Genomic DNA, 21949 nt, shown 5'->3' with positions numbered 1-21949 from the left:
CTTGCCGGGTAACTCACTCACCATAATCAGCGTCGGCCCGCTCCGGCGCTCCACACCAATCTGCTGCATAAATGCCGGTCGCCACCGCCCGGTGGAAGCTTGAATAGGGCCAATCCATCAACTTTTCCACATGGCCGTGTTTGCGCGGGTTGTAGTGGATGTAGTCAAAGTGGCGCTGGTAATCATACTCGTCCCGAATCAGATGCTCCCAGTAGCGCCTTTGCCAGATACCGAGCTCGCGCCTGTTCTGTTGGTTGGCGTTCAGCACTTCGGTGGCGGGCAGGCGTTTGCTGAAGGCGAACTTGATGACCTTCCAGCGCAGGGTGAAATCGGCGTCGCCAGGCGGGAGTGTCCACAGGCAATGCATGTGCTCGGGCAGCGCCACCCAGGCATCGATATGGAAGGGATGGCGAGCTTTGGTGGCGCGTACCGTATCGCGCAGCAAGTCGATTTCACGGATCAGCAGATCGCTGGTGCGATCGCGCAGGTTTACGGTGAAAAAGTAAGTGGCGCCAAGAACGCGGGCGCGCCGATAGTTGGGCATGGCGGCTCATCCCTGAGCGGTGGTGATGCCATGAACCAGGGTGGACAAGCTTCGCGTTGTCCACCCTACGGGCGCGAAACCTGCGTTCTGACCGTAGGGTGGATGACGCTTTTTCATCCACCGTCAGCGGTTGTCCGGGCAACTCGCTCGCTTGTCGTAAAGGCGAAATCAGTGGTATTGAGCAACGAGGATAATAAATCTGTCCCCTTTTCGCATGGGGGGTGAGAAATTAGTAACCAGATGCCGGGCTTTTCAACGTGGTTGAGTGTCTTTAGATTTCAGTGCTAGCCGTTTTTATTTTTGAGTGAATTATGATTAATCAACTGCAGCAAAAATATCAGCTTTCGATGTTGGCGTTACTCGGTGCAGTTGCTGTGTTGGGTGTTTTGCCCTTTGTGGTTATCCGGTATCAGGAAGGTGACTTCATTGCAATGCTCATTGATGTGCTGCTGATTGTTGGGCTCATAAGTATTGTTGCTTGCGCGTACTATTTCAAAAAAATTCGAATTGTTAGTGCAATAGCTGCCGTATTTATTAACGCTGGCGCAGTGATCGTTGCTATTAATAATGGGGTGGATGGTGTTTTGTGGGTTTACCCCGTATGCGCCAGTACGTTTATTCTCGTAAGGCCTGTTGAAGCCCTGTTTATAAATGCAGCCGCCGGTGCAGTGGTGGTGGCTTTGGCTGATGTATTTAATATTGTCTCGCTGAATTCTTTTATTATCACAGGCGTGATGTTGTCAATGAGTGCCTACGTGTATGCCCGTCATAGTTTGAAGCAGTTTGATTTGCTGGAAACCCTGAATACTGTTGACCCTTTGACGGGTGCCTTTAATCGACGGTCGTTGCGCTCAGGTATGGCGGCGGCATTATCCAGTGCGGAACGTAATGGCACTCAACAGTTATTGGCTATTGTGGATATCGATCACTTTAAGGTGGTGAATGATAATTATGGTCATGCTGTTGGTGATCAAGTCTTGAGGGATTTTTCCGCCATTACTATGGCCAATATCCGCAAATATGATCAATTTTACCGGTTCGGCGGGGAGGAGTTTGTCCTGCTCATTCCTGAGGTCAGCCTTCAGCAGCAACAGGCCTGTATCAACAACCTTAGAGAGGCCATCAAAAACAACCTGAAAACACCCGATGGTAAGGAAGTAACGGTGTCATTTGGCGTGGCACCTTGGCTGCCGGGAATGACTGCTGATATCTGGCTGAAGCGTGCGGATGAAGCGCTTTATTCAGCCAAGGCGCGTGGACGTGACTGCGCGGTGTTCAGTGCCGATTCTGCTGCAATCGGTTAACGCGGTTTTGGCTGTCAGATGATTGAATGAGTAGGGTGGATGACGCTCTTTTCATCCACCGTCAGCGGTTGTCCGGGCTACTTACCAAGTCGTGCAATCACATCCTCTGATGACATGACCTCAGCATATTCAGCGCCCAGTATGGCCAGGGTTAGCTCGTATACGGTCGAGGCTTCCCAGCGGGTTCCACCTGGCCCTGCTACAGGCACGGCGGTCGTGGCATCAGAAGGGAGGATGATGCTGTATCCGAGCGCTTTGCCTGCGCGGATGGTGGCATCCATGCTGTTGTGAATCACAACGCCCGTCAGCACGATGCGGTTTGCATTCATTCCCTTCAGCGTGGCATCCAGTTGGGTACCTATGAACGCGCAGTTTTCATGCTTGATGATGACGGCCTCGCCCTCTATCGGCGCGACTTCCTTTTTGATGCCATTCCAGGGGCCGTGAAGGTAGTAGCTGGAGGTGGGTGTCTTTTCATCGTGTTTTACGTGAAGGACCGGCCAGCCGTTTGATCGCCAGAATTGCAGGAGGCGTTGGATGACGGCCAGGTAACCGGGGTGACTTTTGTCATTCCAGACGGGCTGATCGATGGCGTCCTGGACGTCGAGAATGATCAAGGGGATTGGGCTGGGCATGTCCGGCATTTGGTGTCGTCTCCTTACGATGAAAGCGCAGTGTGCTGCAGTGTTTTTCTATCAACAACCATGGCAGCTCGATAGCTCCAACGTTTCGGCAGGCGTAGGGTGGATGATGCTTTTTTCATCCACCATTGCGATGGTAGTCGGCTCACTTCCCTTTGGCGTGAACTCGCCTCTTCTACGTTGTTGCCGATACCGGTTCCGCTCTTACAGCGGCTCACTTTTGGCAAACGCCCCAAAAGTAAGCAAAAGGTCTTGCCCCTACCATCCGGCCCGACTTCGTCGGGTTCCCTCGTTCCATCGTTGCTCCAGGGGCCCGCCGCGAAGGGCCGTCCCTGGCCCATCGCGGCTCTCGCGGCATCCATGCCGCTCAACCCCTTACACAACAATTCCACTCGGCCTCCTGACGGGGCGTTTGGCGTCGCTTGTGAGATTGGTGCCCCAAAACTAAGGAGCTAGAGCATCGCGGCATTGCCGCGATGCTCTAGCTCTGCTTTTTCTTTTGATTTACCCACATCGTCAGACCAGGCGACTCGGTCTCTGAATCCCGTCAGGAGGCCGAGTGGAGGTGCTGTGGAGAGGGGCGTTTGGCATGGATGACAAACGAGGAGTGATGGGCCAGGGATGGCCCTTCGCGACGCCCCTCGGAACAGCGCCGGAGCGAGGGGCGTTGAGCGCAGCGAAACCCGGATGCCGGGCGCGCTTTCTCTTTGGTTACTTTCTGCGCGAGTAAAGAGAAACGGAGCGAAGCGGAGTAACAGCCGCAGGATGGCCCGAAGGGCGAGCGAAGCGAGTCAAGTGACTCGCCGTAAGGGCGAAAAGGGGTATGGGTGGCGCCGGTAAATCGTGGTCTGTCCCCGATTGTTCGATTGTTCCCGCACGATGAGGCAGAGCCTGATCAATATCTCAAATTTCGAGAATCCCAGTTTTTCGAATCGGAGCGTCTGGGGATAAAACTTGCGATAACATCATTTTTGCCGGGAATGGTATTTCCTTTTTACCAAACCATCCACGTCGCTTGGGTTCAAGGAGGGAAAGGTAAGAGAACCATATACCAATCCTTTTGCAGACCAGCCCCCATTCTTCGGCATATTGATCCTGCACCCGTCCGCCTGCTGGCAGCGAATCCTCATAAATAAAAACAACTTTTTGAAGATCCTCAATAAATTGCTCTGTTTGTTCGGGGCTTTGCAGAGTGAGGATAGAGTTTATTTGATCTTGCCCAATTTTAATGCCTGTTGCTTTTTGGATGCGGTTCAAATCATTCGCACTGTATAACATGGCGCTCTCAAAATGCTAGATTAAAAAGGTCTATTAATATACAGATTGGGATAGCAGTGGCAGAAAGTTTATTTAGTATGTATGCGACATACCAGATGGGGCTAATAGCTTTAATGTGGTGGCTGATACCTGCAAGCGTAAAGCTAAGAATTAGCAGCCCAAAGAATATTCCGATGGCATAGAGTGTATACATAAATCTCCCTGTTGTGCGGCATCCTGCCATTATTGATTATGTCGGCCCTGCCCTGAATTTCCCACCATTTTTGCCTTCCAGAGCTTGGCAACCAAGGGTACGGATGCAGAGCCTCCGTACCCTTGCCCGCCCCGATCAAAATCTGATGGGGTCTAATGCTTGACTAAAATGGCCATCCCTGCACCATCGCGGCTCTCGCGGCATCCATGCCGCTCAACCCCTTACACAACGATTCCACTCGGCCTCCTGATGGGGCGTTTGGCATCGTCTGGCAGATTGATGTTCTAGCACCAAACAAAACGAGAGCATCGCGGCGTTAGCCGCGATGCTCTCGTTGTGCCTTTGCTTTTGCTCCGTCTTCCACAAAATGTTCAAACACCGCGGTCCCCGAATCCCGTCAGGAGGCCGAGTGGAGGTGCTGTGGAGAGGGGCGTTTGGCATGGATGCCAAACGAGGAGCGATGGGCCAAGGATGGCCCACCGTGACGACCCTCGGAACAGTGCCGGAGCGAGGGGAGTTTCGCGCAGCGAAACCCGGATGCCGGGCGCGCTTTCTCTTTGGTTACTTTCTCTTTCGCGCGAGCAAAGAGAAAGTGACTCGCCGTAAGGGCGAAACCAGTAGAAGAGGGTGACGAAGAAAATAAATGTGTCAGCTCTTTTGCTTTAAAGAGTTACGTTCCCACGCGGAGCGTGGGAACGATCAATCATATATCAGCTGATATGGGTTATCACGTCATCAATAGCTGATAAACACTCATCCACTCTTTCAGCATTGACCTTTACCTGTGTCCCATGTACTGCGTGATAGCCTTGAGTAAGCTTCGATAGGGGAATGCCTAAGTGGGCTGCGACTACCCCAGCTGTGTTGAAGTCTCGTAAGGCTACAGAGTATTGGTTTCTAAAGTCATGAATGTTTGATGCGGGAGTTTTTCTACTTGTGAAATAGCTCGGGTGCGTGAGGTATGCTGAGAATAATGTGTCGGCAGTGGCATCTGATAAAGCCATAAATGCCGTTGCGGCACCATCGTATTGAGTTAGTCTGTTTCCAACTATCGTGTGGATTTGCGGGATAGTCATTCCGTGGCGTTGTGCTTGGGCTGCATATGTCCATGATCCATATATTGGATGCGGAGGGGTTTGTCCATGCAGGAGAATAAACATTGCATTTGTTGCAACCCTTGAAGAGTCATCCGCGTTTACAGGAGTAATCAGTCGGTCGGCAGCAGAAATAGCTAGCTCTGTGTAAATTGAAAAGCTTGGGTTTGTATCAATGAAGACTATTAAATCTTTTTTGCTTGTTGAGGCTAGGTTGTTGATTAGCTCGCGGAATATTGTGTGTACCCACTTCCACGGTTGAACTGCTGGTGTAAGCGCTGGTGCTGCTGCCGCGCCAGTTATTGCTGGAGCCATTGGCTCGAGGTTTCCGTCGCCGCATAGGAGGAATATATTGTTTGGGGTGGATTTGTTGAATGTATTTACATTTACAATAAAGTTACTTGGCTGGGGTAGAGGGGCGCCGGAGCCTCGGGAAATGACCTCGCTGAGATATCCCACCACTGTCTGTGGAGTTGTCTGGCTACAAAGGTTTAGTACATTGTTCTCGCCAGTTATTCCCCCGCCAAGGAGAATCATGCTGGAGTTTGATTGAGGGCAAAGGTCAATCACTAATACATCTTTTTCTGGGTTTTGTTCGGCGTATCTTGTCGCTAAGTGGAATGTGATAGTGCTTTTGCCAACGCCGCCTTTGTTGTTCCAGATTGCATAGCTAGAGATGAGTGGCATTATCTAACTCTCTAAAATGAAAAGCCCCGCACAATGCGGGGCTTCAAGTTTCTACTCGCTGCCCCAAACATCCATTTCAGGTAAAGCGCTCTTAGTCTCTTTGATGAGTCACCGGAATCAATCCCAGCTCAACGCCCCACCAGTCTGATACTCGATCACGCGGGTCTCGAAGAAGTTCTTCTCCTTCTTCAGGTCCATGATCTCGCTCATCCACGGGAAGGGGTTGGTGGTGCCTGGGTACTCTTCCTTCAGGCCGATCTGAGTCAGACGACGGTTGGCGATGAATTTGAGGTAGTCCTCCATCATCGCGGCGTTCATGCCCAGTACGCCGCGTGGCATGGTGTCACGCGCGTATTCGATCTCCAGCTGGGTGCCCTGCAGGATCATCTGGGTCGCTTCGTCCTTCATCTGGGCATCCCACAGGTGCGGGTTCTCGATCTTGATCTGGTTGATCACGTCGATGCCGAAGTTCAGGTGCATGGATTCGTCACGCAGGATGTACTGGAACTGCTCGGCAGTGCCGGTCATCTTGTTGCGGCGGCCCATGGAGAGAATCTGGGTGAAGCCGCAGTAGAAGAAGATGCCTTCCAGTACGCAGTAGTAGGCGATCAGGTTGCGCAGGAACTGGCGGTCGGTTTCCGGGGTGCCGGTTTCGAACTTGGGATCGGAGATCGAGCGGGTGTACTTCAGGCCCCAGGAGGCCTTCTTCGCGACGCTCGGGATCTCGTGGTACATGTTGAAGATCTCGCCTTCATCCATGCCCAGCGACTCGATGCAGTACTGGTAGGCGTGGGTGTGGATCGCTTCCTCGAAGGCCTGGCGCAGAATGTACTGGCGGCACTCGGGGTTGGTGATCAGGCGGTACACGGCCAGTACCAGGTTGTTGGCAACCAGGCTGTCGGCAGTGGAGAAGAAGCCGAGGTTGCGCATGACGATGCGGCGCTCGTCTTCGGAGAGACCATCGGTGCTCTTCCACAGCGCGATGTCGGCGTTCATGTTCACTTCCTGCGGCATCCAGTGGTTGGCGCAACCATCCAGATACTTCTGCCAGGCCCAGTCGTACTTGAAGGGTACGAGCTGGTTGAGGTCGGCTCGGGCGTTGATCATCTGCTTGTCGCCGACCTGTACGCGCGCGGAGGCGCCTTCGAGGTCGTCCAGGCCTTCCTGGATGTCGAGGTCGTTCAGGGCTTTCTTGGCGCGGGCGACGGCGTCGGAGTCGTTGGCGTCGACAGCGCGGGCCTGCTCGACCGAGCCGGCAGCTTCGCTGTCGAGCTTGTCGAAGTTGGTGCCGGCGCTCTGTGCGTTGGCATTGCTTGCGGCGGCTGCTTCTGCGCCGTCTTCCTTGTCGAATTCATCCCAGCTCAGCATGGCTTGGCTCCTGCGTGAGGGCCGGCGGAGAATGCCGGCCTGTATGGATATACAGATAATTTGAATTATGTTCCGTTGCGTGATGCGCGCAAGGGTAAACGGGTACCACTGGTCAGCAGGCGGTGGATTGCTGGCTGACTCTTTGCCGCTCGACCCGGAGGAGGAGGGGCGGGAATTGGTGGGCAGTGGCAAGGCTCGGTAGGAGCGGATTTGTCCGCGAGCTTCGCGGCTGAAGCCGCTCCTACGAAAAGCCTTGCCCTCTCCCTAGTTTGATCAGTGTGTTGCTCTAGCTTTTCTTCCAACCTTCGAGCGTGTAGCTGAGCGAGTGAGCGCTAGGCGCCTGGTAGGTCGGAGCCCCTGAGCGTACTTCAGTACGTGATGGGGGCCGGCCTACCAGGCAACGACGCGGGCGCCGCTCAGATCCACGCGCCAGCCTTACTGACAAGCTTCGCAGTCGGGTTCGTCGATGGCGCAGGCTTTTGGCACGGGCGCCGGGGCCGGGGCGGCCTGCTGGGCAGGGGCCTGAGCCTTGGCCGAGAAGCCGTCGTCACCACCCGCGGAAACTGCGTTGAGCTTGCCGGTGTTGATGGTGGATTTCTCGGTGCTGGTGGCGGCCAGGGCACGGAGGTAGTAGGTGGTTTTCAGGCCACGGTACCAGGCCATGCGGTAGGTCACGTCCAGCTTCTTGCCCGAGGCGCCGGCGATGTACAGGTTCAGCGACTGAGCCTGGTCGATCCACTTCTGGCGACGGCTGGCAGCGTCGACGATCCACTTGGTTTCCACTTCGAACGCGGTGGCGTACAGGTCTTTCAGGTCCTGCGGGATGCGCTCGATCTGCTGCACGGAGCCGTCGTAGTACTTCAGGTCGTTGACCATGACCGGGTCCCACAGACCGCGGTTTTTCAGGTCGCGTACCAGGTAGGGGTTGATCACGGTGAATTCGCCGGAGAGGTTCGATTTCACGTACAGGTTCTGGTAGGTCGGCTCGATGGACTGCGACACGCCAATGATGTTGGAGATGGTCGCGGTCGGCGCGATGGCCATGATGTTCGAGTTACGAATACCTTTCTTCACGCGCTCGCGGATCGGTGCCCAGTCCAGCGACTCGGACAGGTCGACGTCGATGTACTTCTGGCCACGGGATTCGATCAGGATCTGCTGCGAGTCCAGCGGCAGGATGCCCTTGCTCCACAGCGAGCCTTCGAAGGTGCTGTAGCTGCCACGCTCTTCGGCCAGGTCACAGGAAGCCTGGATGGCGTAGTAGCTGATGGCTTCCATCGACTTGTCGGCGAAGTCGATGGCGGCATCGGAACCGTAGGCGATGTGCTGCAGGTACAGGGCGTCCTGGAAGCCCATCAGGCCGAGGCCGACCGGACGGTGCTTGAAGTTGGAGTTACGTGCCTGGTCGACGCTGTAGTAGTTGATGTCGATAACGTTATCGAGCATGCGTACAGCGGTCTTCACGGTACGGCCGAGTTTCTCGATGTCCAGCTTGCCGTCGGTGATGTGGTTGACCAGGTTGACCGAGCCCAGGTTGCAGACGGCGATCTCGTCCTTGTTGGTGTTCAGGGTGATCTCGGTGCACAGGTTGGAGCTGTGCACGACGCCGACGTGCTGCTGCGGGCTGCGCAGGTTGCACGGGTCCTTGAAGGTCAGCCACGGGTGGCCGGTCTCGAACAGCATCGAGAGCATCTTGCGCCACAGGTCTTTGGCCTGAATGGTCTTGTACAGCTTGATCTTGCCGTACTCGATCAGGGCTTCGTAGTACTCGTAGCGCTCTTCGAAGGCCTTGCCGGTCAGGTCGTGCAGGTCCGGCACTTCGCTCGGGGAGAACAGGGTCCACTTGCCGTCTTCGAAGACGCGCTTCATGAACAGGTCGGGGATCCAGTTGGCGGTGTTCATGTCGTGGGTACGACGACGGTCGTCACCGGTGTTCTTGCGCAGCTCGAGGAATTCCTCGATGTCCATGTGCCAGGTTTCCAGGTAGGCGCACACGGCGCCCTTGCGCTTGCCGCCCTGGTTGACCGCCACGGCGGTGTCGTTGACCACTTTCAGGAAGGGCACGACGCCCTGGGATTTGCCGTTGGTGCCCTTGATGTAGGAGCCCAGCGCGCGCACCGGGGTCCAGTCGTTGCCCAGACCGCCAGCGAATTTGCTCAGCATGGCGTTGTCGTGGATGGCGCCGTAGATGCCCGACAGGTCGTCCGGTACGGTGGTCAGGTAGCACGAGGACAGCTGCGGACGCAGGGTGCCGGCGTTGAACAGGGTCGGGGTCGACGCCATGTAGTCGAACGAAGACAGCAGGTTGTAGAACTCGATGGCGCGGTCTTCGCGGTTGTTCGGCTCTTCGATGGCCAGGCCCATGGCCACGCGCATGAAGAACACCTGCGGCAGTTCGAAGCGGATGCCGTCCTTGTGGATGAAGTAGCGGTCGTACAGGGTCTGCAGGCCGAGGTAGGTGAACTGCTGGTCACGCTCGTGGTTCAGCGCCTTGCCCAGCTTCTCCAGGTCGTACTCTTTGAGTTTCGGATCGAGCAGCTCGAACTGCGAGCCGGCTTCGACGTAGGCCGGCAGGGCCTTGGCGTACAGCTCGGCCATCTCGTGGTGAGTGGCGCTGGTGGTGATGTTGAGGAAGCTCAGGGCCTCGGCGCGGATGTTGTCCATCAGCAGGCGGGCGGTGACGTAGCTGTAGTTCGGCTCACGCTCGACCAGGGTACGGGCGGTCATCACCAGGGCGGTGTTGACGTCCTTCTCGGCTACGCCGTCGTACAGGTTCTTCAGGGTTTCGCGCTCGATCAGCGAACCGTCGACTTCGGCCAGGCCTTCGCAGGCTTCGCGGATGATGGTCTGCAGGCGGCCCATGTCCAGCGGCTGCATTTCACCGCCAGCGGTGGTGATGCGGATGCTCGGGTGCGGCTGGGCGATGTCGTTGCCGGCATTGGCGCTCTTGCGCTTGTTGGCCTGGGCTTCGCGGTAGATCACGTAGTCACGGGCGACCTTCTGCTCGCCGGCACGCATCAGGGCCAGTTCGACCTGATCCTGGATTTCTTCGATGTGGATAGTGCCGCCGGAGGGCATGCGACGCTTGAAGGTGGCAGTGACCTGCTCGGTCAGGCGCGCGACGGTGTCATGGATACGCGACGAAGCGGCAGCGGTGCCACCTTCTACTGCGAGGAAGGCCTTGGTGATGGCGACGGTGATCTTGTCATCGGTGTAGGGGACGACAGTGCCGTTGCGCTTGATCACGCGCAGCTGGCCAGGCGCGGTGGCAGCCAGATCCTGGGAGGATTCAGCGGCCTGCGGCGCCACGGCCTGCGGGTTCTCGCGAGTAGTGTCGGTATGCATGGAGATCTCCGTGTTCTGTAATTTTCTGGTTGGACGTCACGATTGGAAACCGTGCCTTGTCCGCCGTTCATTCCATTAACAACTAAACCGCACGCAGCAGCGGGGCCGGGTACGGGTGTCGCAAGAGCGGGCAGGGTAAGCACGACTTCAAGTGCCGTCCTGGCGCATAAGTCACAGCGGGGCATTACCACACCCCGCCTACTACATATAGTGGTCGACTGGCGGATAAGACCGCTGTCTGACCGGCTCACGCGCAGCGTCGAGCGCTGCTGCGTGGCTGTAACCCAGGCCAGGCCTGGGTTAGGGCGAAACACTGGGCCGGAACATCTGGAAAACCCACTGAAAAGGGCTTGCGCGATTCGTTATTTTTGTGTCCGGTTTCCTACGGCAACCCAATATCTGGTGGGTGGCGCGCGATGGGGATACAAGATAGTGCGCTGTTTGAGGCATTGCAAGGCGCGAGGAAAGGAACTGCCTGTGGATAAGCTGTGAGTGCCTTGTGGGTGTGAACGGCGTAGCCCGCGTGTTCTCTGGCTCTGTCTGTTGATGACCGTTCGTCGTCCTTGGCGAGAGGATTTCCACGAGTTGGCGAAGCTGTTCGGCGTCGCACAGACTACCACTATATATAGTGGCCTTGGCATGTGCTGTGCTTGACGAAGCGACCAGGCTTTGGCATGGGTTTGCCGCTCGCGCCGAGACGCGCTCAGCCCCTAGAATGGCCTCTGTGTTGGCGGCGCTTGCCGGTATGCCAAGGGGAGAGGGTGTGGAACAAGAAGCGTGGCAGATTCTGATCGTCGAGGATGACCAGCGCCTGGCGCAGTTGACCCGCGAGTATCTGGAAGGCAACGGCTTGCGCGTGGCCATCGAGGCCGATGGCGGCAGTGCGGCGGCGCGGATTCTGGCCGAGCAGCCGGACCTGGTGATTCTCGACCTGATGCTGCCGGGTGAAGACGGCCTGAGCATCTGTCGCAAGGTGCGCAGTGGCTACAAGGGGCCGATCCTCATGCTCACCGCGCGCACCGACGACATGGACCAGGTGCTCGGCCTGGAGATGGGCGCCGATGACTATGTGTGCAAGCCGGTTCGCCCGCGCGTGCTGCTGGCGCGCATTCGTGCGCTGCTGCGCCGTCATGAGGGCGGCGAAGGCGAGCGCGACGAAGGTCAGCCGCGGCGCCTGCAGTTCGGCGTGCTGGCCATCGACAGCGCCATGCGCGAGGCCTGGCTGGGCGAGCAGGGCATCGAGCTGACCAGCGCCGAGTTCGACCTGTTGTGGCTGCTGGCGGTCAACGCCGGGCGCATCCTCTCGCGCGAGGAGATCTTCAACTCGTTGCGTGGCATCGAATACGACGGCCAGGACCGCTCCATCGATGTGCGCATTTCACGCATCCGTCCGAAGATCGGCGACGACCCGATGCATCCACGGTTGATCAAGACGGTGCGCAGCAAGGGCTATCTGTTCGTCGCCGAGGCCGCCGAAGCGCTGCCGTTCGGCGATACGCCTCCACTGCTGCGCGACTGATCGGGCGATCATGAACTCGATCTTCCTGCGCATCTATGGCGGCATGCTCGCCGCGCTGGTGCTGGTGGCGCTGCTGGGCGTCGGCACCCTGCATCTGGTCAACGAGGTACGTGGCGACCAGTACCGCGAAGGCCTGGCGCGCGGCACCTTTCGCCTGATGGCGGACAACCTGCTGCCGATGAACGCAGTGGAGCGCAAGCGCGCCCTGGTGGTGTGGTCGCGCCTGCTCGGTATTCCGCTGGAGTTGCAGGCGCTGAGCGAGGTGGCGCTGGAGAGCAGCGAGCGCAACCACCTGCAGCGCGGTCATGTGCTGGTGCAGCAGACCGGCCCGCACTCGGCCAAGGTCTACGGCCTGCTCGACGGCAAGCAGCCGCTGCTGCTGACCGGCGAGATCCAGCAGATCAGCGAGCAGCTGGCGCGGGCCACCAACTACCTGCTGATCGACGAGCTGATGCGTTATCCGGTGGCCGAGCAGCCGCAGCGCCTGGCCGAGCTGAAGGCGGCCAAGCAGTTCGGCTTCGACCTGCAGCTGGTGCGTCTGCAGGACGCCACCATCGACCTCGACCAGCGCCGGCGCATCGACGAGGGCGATACGGTGATGGCGCTGGGCAAGGGGGGCGATTCCATCTATGTGTTCTCCGGCATCGTCGATACGCCCTGGGTCCTGGAGATCGGCCCGCTGTACCAGATGAACCCCTATCCGCCGCAGCTGCTGGTGTTGATCGGTGCGTTGGGGCTGAGCCTGATCGGCCTGATCGTCTACCTGCTGGTGCGCTCGCTGGAGCAGCGCCTGCGCGGGCTGGAGAGCGCCGCCACGCATATCGCCAGTGGCCGTCTGGATGCTCGCGTGCCGACCCGTGGCGCCGATTCGGTGGGGCGCCTGGCCAGTGCCTTCAACGCCATGGCCGAGCACCTGCAGACATCCCTGAGCACGCAGCGCGAGCTGGTGCGCGCGGTGTCCCACGAGCTACGCACGCCAGTGGCGCGGCTGCGCTTTGGCCTGGAGATGATCGCCGACGCGCCGAGTGAAGCGGCCCGGCGCAAGTACATGGATGGCATGGACAGCGATATCCAGGACCTCGACAAGCTGGTCGACGAGATGCTCACCTACGCGCGCCTGGAACAGGGCTCGCCGGCGCTGAATTTCCAGCAGGTGGAGCTCAAGGCATTGATCGATCAGGTGATCGACGAGTTGGCGCCGCTGAGCAACAAGGTACGCGTGGAAGCCGGTGCGGTGCTCAGCGTGCAGGCCGAGGGCGCCTGCTGGGTCGAGGCCGAGCCGCGCTATCTGCACCGGGCGCTGCAGAATCTGGTGAGCAATGCCATGCGCTATGCCGAAGGCAAGGTGCTGATCAGCTGCCAGGTCGGCTACAGGCGTTGTCGCATCGATGTCGAGGACGACGGACCAGGCGTGCCGGAAGAAGCCTGGGAGCGCCTGTTCAGCCCCTTCCTGCGTCTCGACGACAGCCGCACTCGGGCCTCGGGTGGGCACGGTCTCGGTTTGTCCATCGTGCGGCGCATCATCTATTGGCACGGCGGCCGGGCGCAGATCGGTCGCAGTGACAGCCTCGGTGGGGCGCGCTTCAGCCTGGTGTGGCCGCGGCAGCAGGGGGAGTAAGGCGTCTGCGGCTTTGTGCACCGCTGCGGAGCTTGTCCACCCGGCACCGTGGGAGGCGCTTTAGCGGCGAAAGGCTCGCGGCGGGAGTGTCCAATGGAGTATGGCGGGGCGGCCAGACGTGCAGGGTGGAGCGCGCTTCGCCTGCGCGGCCCGACCGATCCATCGTGGTTGCCTGGGTGGTGGATGAGAAAAGCGTCATCCTCCCTACGTAGCGCACTGTGCAGACCGGGTTATTCACCTATGGCCGTCCCATGCTCACGCCGCCACGGCCACCAGGCTCAGCACCTTGTTATCGAACAGGGCGAACTGGCCATCCAGCTCGGCGCCCGCGCGCCACTCCGGGCGCAGGTCGATCAGCAGGCGCAAACGCGCGTTGTGGTGGTCGATCTCCAGCAGCTCGGCATCATGGAAATAGAAGCGCGTCAGGGTCAGCGGGTAGAGCGCCTTGAACAGGCTTTCCTTGAGCGAAAAGGTCAGGCTGATGCGCGTGGCGCGAGTCTCGTCGTCCAGGCCCTGCAAGCGCTGCAGTTCGGCTGGAGTGAGGATTTCGCCCTGCAGGCGCTGGGCGCGCTCGGCCGGCAGCAGGCGCTCGACGTCCAGGCCAAGGGCACGCCATTGCTCGCGTTTGGCAACCAGGGCAGCGGCCCAGTTGTCGCCGTGGGTGATGGAGCCGACCACGCCGAGCGGCCACTGCGGCGCGCGGTCTGCGCCGACGGCCGGCACGCCGGGTTGGCCAGTCACGCGGCGCAGCGCTTCGCGGGCGCACAGGCGTCCAGCCAGGTATTCGGCCTGACGCTTGGCCACGCCGCGCACCGGTGCGATGGCGCAACGGGCGAAGTCGTCCTCGGCGAGCAGGCCGGGGTCGAAGCGGGTGCTGATCAGCTGCGCGCCGGCAAGCGCGTTGGGCAACGGGTTGTGCGTGTCGAGAGGGCTGCAGCAGGCGGGGTGGTGAGCGTTCATGGGCGCGATTGTGCCGCGCGACGGACTATGCAGTCATCCGCCGTTTACATTTCTTTGCAGGCAGTTAACAAAGCTAAACGGACGCCGTGCCTGGCCTTTGTCAGACTGTGTCGGCATTCCCCAAGGAATGCAGGTGAGGTTGTAGTCGGTGCGAGGGCACTGACGTTTTCTCCGAGTTCGAGAACGGTAGCCCGATTGGGCTGCCGTTTTTTTTGCGCTGCGTTCAGCGACGCGCGCGTTGTAGGACGCGCTGCAGTGGCGAGGGCTGTGCCGGTGCCGTCGCGGCTAAAGCCCCTCCCACAGGTGGCGTATCGCATTTGTCCTGTGGCTTGGGTGGGGGATTTGCGGTTTCGCAGTGCCGGATTCTGAAGGTGCACGCGGTTGTGGGAGGCGCTTTAGCGGCGAGCTTTGTGCAGTTGTCGTCGCGGCTAAAGACTCTCCCACGAAGGGGCGAACCGCCAAGGCGTTCGCATTTGTCCTGTGGCTTTCGTGGGGGTATTTGCAGTCAAATGCCTGTGCGGGCAAAAACCGACTCCCGCGAGGACCATGGACGATGACCCAACAATCGCAATTCGCCCTGCTCGGCAAGAAGCGCTTCCTGCCGTTTTTCGTGACGCAATTGCTCGGCGCCTTCAACGACAACATCTTCAAGCAGTCGCTGATTCTCGCCATCTTGTTCAAGCTCAACACGGGCGTCGACCGCGACTTGCTGGTCAATCTCTGCGCCTTGCTGTTCATCCTGCCGTTCTTTCTGTTCTCCGCCCTCGGCGGGCAGTTTGGCGAGAAGTTCGCCAAGGATTCGCTGATCCGCAAGATCAAGCTCGCCGAGATCGGCATCATGTTCGCTGGCGCTACCGGGGTTTTGCTGGACAACCTGCCGCTGATGCTCGCCGTGCTGTTCGCCATGGGTACGCAGTCGGCGCTGTTCGGCCCGGTGAAGTATTCGATCCTGCCGCAGCACCTGAAGGAAGAAGAGCTGGTGGGCGGCAACGCGCTGGTGGAAATGGGCACCTTCCTGGCGATTCTGGCCGGCACCATCGGCGCCGGTGTGATGATGGCCAGCAGCGGTTATGCGTCCCTCGTCGCTGGCTCGGTGGTCGGTGTGGCGCTGCTCGGCTACCTGGCCAGTCAGGGCATTCCCAAGGCGGCAGCGGCGATGCCGGAGCTGCCGCTGGACTGGAACATCTTCCGTCAGTCCTGGGTGATCATGAAGCTCGGCCTAGGCCAGCGCCCGGCGGTGTCGCGCTCGCTGGTGGGTAATTCCTGGTTCTGGTTTCTCGGCGCGATCTACCTGACGCAGATTCCGGCGTACGCCAAGGAATGGCTGTACGGCGATGAAAGCGTGGTGACGTTGATTCTTACCGTGTTCTCGCTGGGTATCGGCCTGGGTTCGATGCTCTGCGAGCGCATGAGCGGGCACAAGGTGGAGATCGGCCTGGTGCCGTTCGGCTCCATCGGCCTGACCCTGTTCGGCATCCTGCTCTGGTGGTTCTCTGGTGGGTTTCCCGAGGGCACCACGCCGCATGACTGGCTGGCGCTGCTGGGCCATGGCCAGGCCTGGTGGATTCTTGGCTGTATTCTCGGTATCGGCCTGTTCGGCGGCTTCTACATCGTGCCGCTGTATGCGCTGATCCAGTCGCGCACCGCCGAGCATGAGCGGGCGCGGGTGATCGCGGCCAACAACATCCTCAATGCGCTGTTCATGGTGGTGTCGGCCATCGTCGCGATCCTGTTCCTCAGCGTCGCCGGGCTATCGATTCCGCAGCTGTTTCTGGTGGTGTCGCTGATGAACATCGCGGTCAACAGCTACATCTTCAAGATCGTCCCCGAGTTCAGCATGCGTTTTCTCATCTGGCTGCTGGGGCATTCGATGTACCGCGTCGAGCACAAGGGCCTGGATGCCATTCCCGAGGAAGGGCCGGCCGTGCTGGTGTGCAACCATGTGTCGTTCGTCGATGCGTTGCTGATCGGCGGCGCCATTCGCCGGCCGGTGCGCTTCGTCATGTACTACAAGATCTACGATCTGCCGGTGCTCAACTTCGTCTTTCGTACCGCCGGCACCGTGCCGATCGCGGGGCGCAGCGAAGACCTGCTGATCTACGACGCTGCCTTCAAGAAGATCGCCGAGTACCTGCGTAACGGCGAGCTGGTGTGCATCTTCCCCGAGGGCAAGTTGACCGTCGATGGCGAGATCGACGAGTTCAGGTCTGGGGTCGAGCGTATCCTCGAAGAGAACCCGGTACCGGTGATTCCCATGGCGTTGCAGGGTTTGTGGGGCAGCTTCTTCAGCCGCGATCCGCACAAGGGCCTGTTCAGGCGCTTGTGGTCGCGGGTGTGCCTGGTGGCGGGAGCGCCAGTCGCACCGGAGCAGGCCAAGCGCGAAGCGCTGCAGGCGCGGGTGGCGGCCTTGCGTGGGGATTGGCGATAGCGAACGGTCGTGTGGGAGGGGCTTTCGGCTCGGGCATCCTGCTTCGCTCTACCTCCTGCATCCCTGCAATCGCAGCCGCGATTCGCCGCTAAAGCGCCTCCCACGAGGGTGGAATCCGGCTTTCTCAATGGCTCAGCTTGAGCCCGATCAAGCCGCAGACGATCAGCGCCACGCTGGCCAGGCGCAGTAGCGCCATCGACTCGCCGAACAGGATGATGCCGGCGATCACCGTGCCCACCGCGCCGACGCCGGTCCAGATAGCGTAGGCGGTGCCCAGTGGCAGTTCCTTCATGGCCAGGCCGAGCAGGCCAAGGCTGACCAGCATGGCGCAGACGGTCAGCGCCGTTGGCAGTGGTCGGCTGAAGCCGTCGGTGTATTTCAGGCCAATGGCCCAGCCGACCTCGAACAGGCCGGCGAGAAACAGAATGATCCAGGACATATCCACTTCCAGCAGTTGAAGGGGCCGTCCCCGGATGAGCCACCCTGGAGTCAGGGTGTGGAGGTCGTCCTCGCGCGCACCGTTATTGTGCATATTGGCGCGTCCAGGGCAAGGCGCCCTGGATTGGTGCGAGGTGTCGGGTCAGTCTGCGCTTTGCTTCGCGTTCTGCCCCATGCGGCGGTAAAGGGTCGCCAGCAGCGGGCCGGACAGGTTGTGCCAGACGCTGAACAGTGCGCTGGGGACCGCCGCCAGCGGGCTGAAGTGGGCACTGGCCAGCGCGGCGCCGAGGCCGGAGTTCTGCATGCCGACTTCGATCGACAGCGTCTTGCGTTGCGCCAGCGACATGCCGAACAGGCGCCCGGCCAGATAGCCCAGACCCAGGCCGATGCCGTTGTGCAGGATCACCACGGCCATGATCAGCAGGCCGGATTCGGCGATCTTGCCCTGGCTGGCGGCGACCACGGCGGCGACGATGGCGACGATGCTGACCACGGAAATCAGCGGCAGCACCTCGACCGCGGTCTTCACGCGTTCACCCAGCAGGCGCTGGGCGATCAGGCCCAGGGCGATGGGCAGCAGTACCATCTTGAGGATGGAGACGAACATGGCGCTGAACGACACCGGCAGCCATTCCGAAGCCAGCATCCAGATCAGTGCCGGGGTCACCAGCGGGGCGAGCAGGGTGCTGACGGCGGTGATCGAGACCGACAGTGCCAGGTCGCCACGGGCGAACCAGGTGATCACGTTCGACGCGGTGCCGCCCGGGCAGCAGCCCACCAGAATCACGCCCACGGCGATTTGCGGCGGCAGGGCGAAAGCCTGGCACAGCAGCCAGGCGGTGCAGGGCATGATGATGAACTGGGCCAGTACGCCGATCAGCACCGCTATCGGGCGACGCGCCACTTCCTGGAAGTCCGCACCCTTGAGGGTCAGGCCCATGCCGAACATGATCAGCCCGAGCAGCGGGACGATCCAGGCGGTCAGCGGCAGGAACCAGCTGGGTTGGAAGAAGGCCATGACGGCGAACAGCAACACCCAGATGGCAAAGGTGTTGCCGATGAAACGGCTGAGGGCGATCAGTGCTTGCATGAAGTCTGTTCCGGCAGGTTCGCAAAACCGCCAAGCCTAGCAGAAGCGACCGCAGCCCGGCCCTCCATGTGGCGCTCTTGCGCAAGGTGTGCATGAGGCCTTGTGCCCCAGACACTCGCCGCCGAAGCGCCTCCTGTGGCCTATTCGGTTGACGCTGTTCGGCTGCGTCAGCGCCATGAAATCAGCCAGCAGGCTGAGCCTTACAGTGGCTCTTCGTCCGCCGGGTAGCGGCTGGCGCTGAGGCTTTCCTTGATCTTGCGCAGGTGCGGCTGGAAATCCACGCCGCGGCGCAGGGTGACGCCGGTGGCGAGTACGTCGAGCACGGTGAGCTGAATGATGCGCGAGGTCATCGGCATGTAGATGTCGGTGTCTTCCGGCAGGGGAATGTCCAGGCTCAGGGTGCTGGCCTTGGCCAGTGGCGAGCCGGCAGCGGTGAGGCCGAGTACCGAGGCGCCGTTCTCACGGGCCAGGCGCGCCACTTCCACCAGTTCGCGGGTGCGCCCGGTGTAGGAAATGATCACGAACAGGTCGCCGGTGTGCGCCACCGAGGCGATCATGCGCTGCATCAGCACGTCGGAATGGGCCGAGACGGCGAGGTTGAAGCGAAAGAACTTGTGCTGCGCGTCCAGCGCCACCGATGCCGAGGCGCCGAGGCCGAAGAAGTGGATCTGCCTGGCCTGGATCAGCAGGTCGACGGCACGGCTGACGTGTTGCGGATCGAGGCTCTGGCAGGCGCTGTCCAGCGAGGCGATGGTGCTGCCGAAGATCTTGCGCGTGTAGGCCTCGGGGCCGTCGTCGGCCGATACCGCGCGGCTGACATAGGCGGCGCCGCTGGCCAGGCTCTGCGCCAGTTGCATTTTCAGTTCCGGGTAGCCGTTGGCGCCGAACGAGCGGCAGAAGCGGTTGACCGTCGGCTCGCTGACGGCGGCGGCCTGGGCCAACGCAGCGATGCTGAAACGAGTGGCCTGCTGCGGATCGTGCAGGATCACTTCGGCGACCTTGCGTTCGGCCTTGTTCAGGTCGTCCAGGCGGCTCTGGATCTGTTCCAGCAGGTTGCGCACGCGGTCCATAGGGGCTCCTAACAGGCGTTTGAACGGGCCCGGCGACAGGCGATGGGCGGTAAAACAACCGGCCTATCCTACTGATGCCGCCTCCGGCCCACCACTGACTTATCAAGCAAGGCAAAAAATGTTGTTGCTATCACAACATTTTTTCTTGATAAAAGCAGTATCACCCGGTATTTCTAGTGCATCTTGATAAAAGAACAATCTCATGCCCGTGATGAAGCTTGAATCCTGCACCTTTGCCTTGTTCGGCGCGCTGGGCGATCTGGCGTTGCGCAAGTTGTTTCCCGCGCTTTACCAGCTCGATCGTGCCGGTTTATTGCACGATGGCACGCGCGTCCTGGCCCTGGCGCGTGACGGCGGCGAGCCAAGCGCCCACTTGGCTGCCATCGAACAGGCGTTGCGCCTGTACGTGCCGGCCAAGGAGCTGACGGAAACCGACATGGCGCGGTTTCTGGCACGCCTGAGCTACCTGGCCATGGACTTCCTCAAGGCCGATGACTATTCGGTGTTGCTCGAGCAGGTCAGCCCGCAGGATCAGTTGATCGCCTACTTCGCCACGCCCGCTTCGGTATATGGCGGCATCTGCGCCAACCTGGCCGCGGTGGGGCTGGCCGAGGGCACGCGGGTGGTGCTGGAGAAGCCGATCGGCCATGACCTGAGCTCCTCGCGTGCGGTCAACGACGCCGTGGCTCAGGTGTTTCCGGAGAACCGCGTTTATCGCATCGACCATTACCTGGGCAAGGAGACGGTGCAGAATCTCATTGCCCTGCGCTTTGCCAACAGCCTGTTCGAAACCCAGTGGAACCAGAACCACATCTCCCACGTGGAAATCACCGTGGCCGAGAAGGTCGGTATCGAGGGCCGTTGGGGCTACTTCGATCAGGCCGGGCAGCTGCGCGACATGATCCAGAACCACTTGTTGCAGTTGCTCTGCCTGATCGCCATGGATCCGCCCAGCGACCTGTCCGCCGACAGCATCCGTGACGAGAAGGTCAAGGTGCTCAAGGCGCTGGAACCGATCAGCGTCGAGCAGCTCGGCCAGCGCGTGGTACGCGGCCAGTACGTCGCCGGCAGCAGCGATGGGCGGCCGGTGCCCGGGTATCTGGAGGAGGAGAACTCCAACACCCAGAGCGATACCGAAACCTTCGTCGCCCTGCGCGCCGACATCCGCAACTGGCGCTGGGCGGGCGTGCCGTTCTACCTGCGGACCGGCAAGCGCATGCCGCAGAAGCTGTCGCAGATCGTCATTCACTTCAAGGCGCCGCCGCACTACATCTTCGCCCCGGAGCAGCGCCAGTTGATTGGCAACAAGCTGATCATCCGCCTGCAGCCGGACGAAGGCATCGCCCTGCAGGTGTTGACCAAGGATCAGGGCCTGGACAAGGGCATGCAGTTGCGCAGCGGCCCGCTGCAGCTGAGTTTCTCCGACACTTACCGCAGTGCGCGGATCCCCGACGCCTACGAACGTCTGCTGCTGGAAGTGATGCGCGGCAACCAGAACCTGTTCGTGCGCAAGGACGAGATCGAATACGCCTGGCAGTGGTGCGATCAGTTGATCGACGGCTGGCAGCGCCTCGGCGAAGCGCCGAAACCTTATACCGCCGGCAGCTGGGGTCCCATGGCCTCGGTCGCGTTGATCACCCGGGACGGCAGGAGCTGGTATGGCGATCTCTGAACTGAAACTGCCGCAAGGCGTGCAGGCCTGTTCGCACGACGATGCCGGGCAGCTGGCCCAGGCATTGGCGGTACGCGTGGCCGATGCGCTGCGTCAGGCCATCGCCAGTCGCGGTCGGGCCACCTTGGTGGTCTCTGGCGGACGTAGCCCGGTGCCGTTCTTCGACGCGTTGGCGCAGCAGGAGCTGCCCTGGGCGCAGGTGTGCGTCAGCCTGGCCGACGAGCGCTGGGTGCCGGTCAATCATGCCGGTAGCAACGAGGCGCTGGTGCGTCGTCATCTGCTCCGGGGGCCGGCTGCCGAAGCCCGCTTTCTAGGTCTCTACCAGGTCGCTGGCAACCTCGAGCAAGCGGCCGAGCTGGCCGACGCTGCGGTTGCCGAGCTGGCGCCTGTCGACGTGCTGGTGCTGGGCATGGGCGACGATGGCCACACGGCCTCGCTGTTCCCGCACAGCCCCAATCTGCTCGAGGCACTGCAGCCGGACTGCGCGCGCCGGGTGTTGCCGATGCTCGCCCCGAGCGAGCCAGCACAACGCCTGACCCTGACCCTGCCGGTGTTGGCCAGCGCACGTCTGCCGCTGCTGGCGATCCAGGGCCAGGCGAAACTGAACACCCTGAGCGCAGCACTGCAGCCGGGCGAGGTCGCCCAGATGCCGATCCGTGCGTTCCTCAATTCTCCTCTTGAAATCCACTGGTGCCCCTGA

At 60.4% G+C, this 21949-nt stretch carries 16 protein-coding genes; 6 read left to right on the top strand and 10 right to left on the bottom strand.

Annotation, left to right across the window (positions count from 1 at the left end; all coding sequences use genetic code 11):
• Positions 1-13 precede the first annotated feature (13 nt).
• Positions 14-544: an REP-associated tyrosine transposase gene (locus ACN8M7_RS11470; RefSeq protein ID WP_490260846.1), complete on the bottom strand. Its 531-nt coding sequence runs from the start codon at positions 542-544 to the stop codon at positions 14-16.
• A gap of 311 nt (positions 545-855) precedes the next feature.
• Between ACN8M7_RS11470 and ACN8M7_RS11465 the strand changes: the two genes are divergently transcribed.
• Positions 856-1848 (top strand): GGDEF domain-containing protein, encoded by a 993-nt coding sequence (locus ACN8M7_RS11465; protein ID WP_490260845.1) that lies wholly within the window; start codon positions 856-858, stop codon positions 1846-1848.
• Positions 1849-1925: 77 nt separating this feature from the next.
• Here the strand turns inward: ACN8M7_RS11465 and ACN8M7_RS11460 are convergent, their stop codons facing one another.
• The 5 genes from ACN8M7_RS11460 to ACN8M7_RS11440 form a co-directional block, all read right to left on the bottom strand.
• The gene (locus ACN8M7_RS11460) at positions 1926-2492 is read right to left on the bottom strand and encodes an isochorismatase family protein (RefSeq protein WP_490260844.1); all 567 of its coding nucleotides are present in this window, start codon (positions 2490-2492) and stop codon (positions 1926-1928) included.
• A 900-nt stretch (positions 2493-3392) separates the two neighbouring features.
• The gene (locus tag ACN8M7_RS11455) at positions 3393-3767 is read right to left on the bottom strand and encodes a hypothetical protein (protein WP_490260843.1); all 375 of its coding nucleotides are present in this window, start codon (positions 3765-3767) and stop codon (positions 3393-3395) included.
• A 903-nt stretch (positions 3768-4670) separates the two neighbouring features.
• A complete protein-coding gene (locus ACN8M7_RS11450; protein ID WP_174447367.1) occupies positions 4671-5741 on the bottom strand; it encodes a ParA family protein in 1071 nt (356 codons plus the stop codon).
• A 117-nt stretch (positions 5742-5858) separates the two neighbouring features.
• Entirely contained in the window at positions 5859-7109 is a 1251-nt protein-coding gene (locus ACN8M7_RS11445; RefSeq protein WP_037000242.1) for a ribonucleotide-diphosphate reductase subunit beta, read from the bottom strand.
• Between the two features lie 435 nt (positions 7110-7544).
• Positions 7545-10454: a ribonucleoside-diphosphate reductase subunit alpha gene (locus tag ACN8M7_RS11440; RefSeq protein WP_490260842.1), complete on the bottom strand. Its 2910-nt coding sequence runs from the start codon at positions 10452-10454 to the stop codon at positions 7545-7547.
• A 763-nt stretch (positions 10455-11217) separates the two neighbouring features.
• On the opposite strand from ACN8M7_RS11440, the gene ACN8M7_RS11435 reads away from it, so the two are divergent.
• Both ACN8M7_RS11435 and ACN8M7_RS11430 read left to right on the top strand, forming a co-directional pair.
• Complete coding sequence (locus ACN8M7_RS11435; RefSeq protein ID WP_061237837.1) at positions 11218-11973, top strand: response regulator; 756 nt, start codon at positions 11218-11220, stop codon at positions 11971-11973.
• A gap of 10 nt (positions 11974-11983) precedes the next feature.
• Positions 11984-13591, top strand: a complete 1608-nt coding sequence (locus ACN8M7_RS11430; protein WP_490260841.1) for an ATP-binding protein — start codon at positions 11984-11986, stop codon at positions 13589-13591.
• A 255-nt stretch (positions 13592-13846) separates the two neighbouring features.
• Here ACN8M7_RS11430 and ACN8M7_RS11425 read toward each other — a convergent pair whose 3' ends face one another.
• Positions 13847-14551 carry a 4'-phosphopantetheinyl transferase family protein gene (locus tag ACN8M7_RS11425; protein WP_490260840.1) on the bottom strand — a complete coding sequence of 235 codons (705 nt, stop codon included), beginning with the start codon at positions 14549-14551 and terminating at the stop codon, positions 13847-13849.
• A gap of 553 nt (positions 14552-15104) precedes the next feature.
• On the opposite strand from ACN8M7_RS11425, the gene ACN8M7_RS11420 reads away from it, so the two are divergent.
• Positions 15105-16979 (top strand): MFS transporter, encoded by a 1875-nt coding sequence (locus ACN8M7_RS11420; RefSeq protein ID WP_490260839.1) that lies wholly within the window; start codon positions 15105-15107, stop codon positions 16977-16979.
• Between the two features lie 124 nt (positions 16980-17103).
• Here the strand turns inward: ACN8M7_RS11420 and sugE are convergent, their stop codons facing one another.
• The 3 genes from sugE to ACN8M7_RS11405 form a co-directional block, all read right to left on the bottom strand.
• On the bottom strand, positions 17104-17418 hold the full coding sequence (sugE, locus tag ACN8M7_RS11415) for a quaternary ammonium compound efflux SMR transporter SugE (protein ID WP_061237841.1): 315 nt from the start codon (positions 17416-17418) through the stop codon (positions 17104-17106).
• Positions 17419-17559: 141 nt separating this feature from the next.
• Positions 17560-18507 carry a bile acid:sodium symporter family protein gene (locus ACN8M7_RS11410; RefSeq protein WP_490260838.1) on the bottom strand — a complete coding sequence of 316 codons (948 nt, stop codon included), beginning with the start codon at positions 18505-18507 and terminating at the stop codon, positions 17560-17562.
• 200 nt (positions 18508-18707) lie between these two features.
• A complete protein-coding gene (locus ACN8M7_RS11405) occupies positions 18708-19568 on the bottom strand; it encodes a MurR/RpiR family transcriptional regulator (RefSeq protein WP_177429707.1) in 861 nt (286 codons plus the stop codon).
• A 211-nt stretch (positions 19569-19779) separates the two neighbouring features.
• On the opposite strand from ACN8M7_RS11405, the gene zwf reads away from it, so the two are divergent.
• Both zwf and pgl read left to right on the top strand, forming a co-directional pair.
• On the top strand, positions 19780-21249 hold the full coding sequence (gene zwf, locus ACN8M7_RS11400) for a glucose-6-phosphate dehydrogenase (protein WP_490260837.1): 1470 nt from the start codon (positions 19780-19782) through the stop codon (positions 21247-21249).
• Complete coding sequence (gene pgl, locus ACN8M7_RS11395) at positions 21236-21949, top strand: 6-phosphogluconolactonase (protein ID WP_490260836.1); 714 nt, start codon at positions 21236-21238, stop codon at positions 21947-21949. Before zwf ends, pgl begins: the two co-directional genes overlap by 14 nt.

Origin of the sequence: Pseudomonas spartinae (assembly GCF_965197125.1) — a bacterium.
GTDB lineage: Bacteria > Pseudomonadota > Gammaproteobacteria > Pseudomonadales > Pseudomonadaceae > Aquipseudomonas > Aquipseudomonas composti_A.
The sequence above is the reverse complement of the archived record's forward strand: the minus strand, read 5'-3'. Positions and strand labels throughout refer to the sequence as shown.

Bases quoted from the DNA above. Each gene is read 5' to 3' on its own strand.
- ACN8M7_RS11470 (WP_490260846.1), bottom strand. From the start codon at position 544: ATGCCCAACTATCGGCGCGCCCGCGTTCTTGGCGCCACTTACTTTTTC.
- ACN8M7_RS11465 (WP_490260845.1), top strand. From the start codon at position 856: ATGATTAATCAACTGCAGCAAAAATATCAGCTTTCGATGTTGGCGTTA.
- ACN8M7_RS11460 (WP_490260844.1), bottom strand. From the start codon at position 2,492: ATGCCGGACATGCCCAGCCCAATCCCCTTGATCATTCTCGACGTCCAG.
- ACN8M7_RS11455 (WP_490260843.1), bottom strand. From the start codon at position 3,767: ATGTTATACAGTGCGAATGATTTGAACCGCATCCAAAAAGCAACAGGC.
- ACN8M7_RS11450 (WP_174447367.1), bottom strand. From the start codon at position 5,741: ATGCCACTCATCTCTAGCTATGCAATCTGGAACAACAAAGGCGGCGTT.
- ACN8M7_RS11445 (WP_037000242.1), bottom strand. From the start codon at position 7,109: ATGCTGAGCTGGGATGAATTCGACAAGGAAGACGGCGCAGAAGCAGCC.
- ACN8M7_RS11440 (WP_490260842.1), bottom strand. From the start codon at position 10,454: ATGCATACCGACACTACTCGCGAGAACCCGCAGGCCGTGGCGCCGCAG.
- ACN8M7_RS11430 (WP_490260841.1), top strand. From the start codon at position 11,984: ATGAACTCGATCTTCCTGCGCATCTATGGCGGCATGCTCGCCGCGCTG.
- ACN8M7_RS11425 (WP_490260840.1), bottom strand. From the start codon at position 14,551: ATGAACGCTCACCACCCCGCCTGCTGCAGCCCTCTCGACACGCACAAC.
- ACN8M7_RS11420 (WP_490260839.1), top strand. From the start codon at position 15,105: ATGACCCAACAATCGCAATTCGCCCTGCTCGGCAAGAAGCGCTTCCTG.
- sugE (WP_061237841.1), bottom strand. From the start codon at position 17,418: ATGTCCTGGATCATTCTGTTTCTCGCCGGCCTGTTCGAGGTCGGCTGG.
- ACN8M7_RS11410 (WP_490260838.1), bottom strand. From the start codon at position 18,507: ATGCAAGCACTGATCGCCCTCAGCCGTTTCATCGGCAACACCTTTGCC.
- zwf (WP_490260837.1), top strand. From the start codon at position 19,780: ATGCCCGTGATGAAGCTTGAATCCTGCACCTTTGCCTTGTTCGGCGCG.
- pgl (WP_490260836.1), top strand. From the start codon at position 21,236: ATGGCGATCTCTGAACTGAAACTGCCGCAAGGCGTGCAGGCCTGTTCG.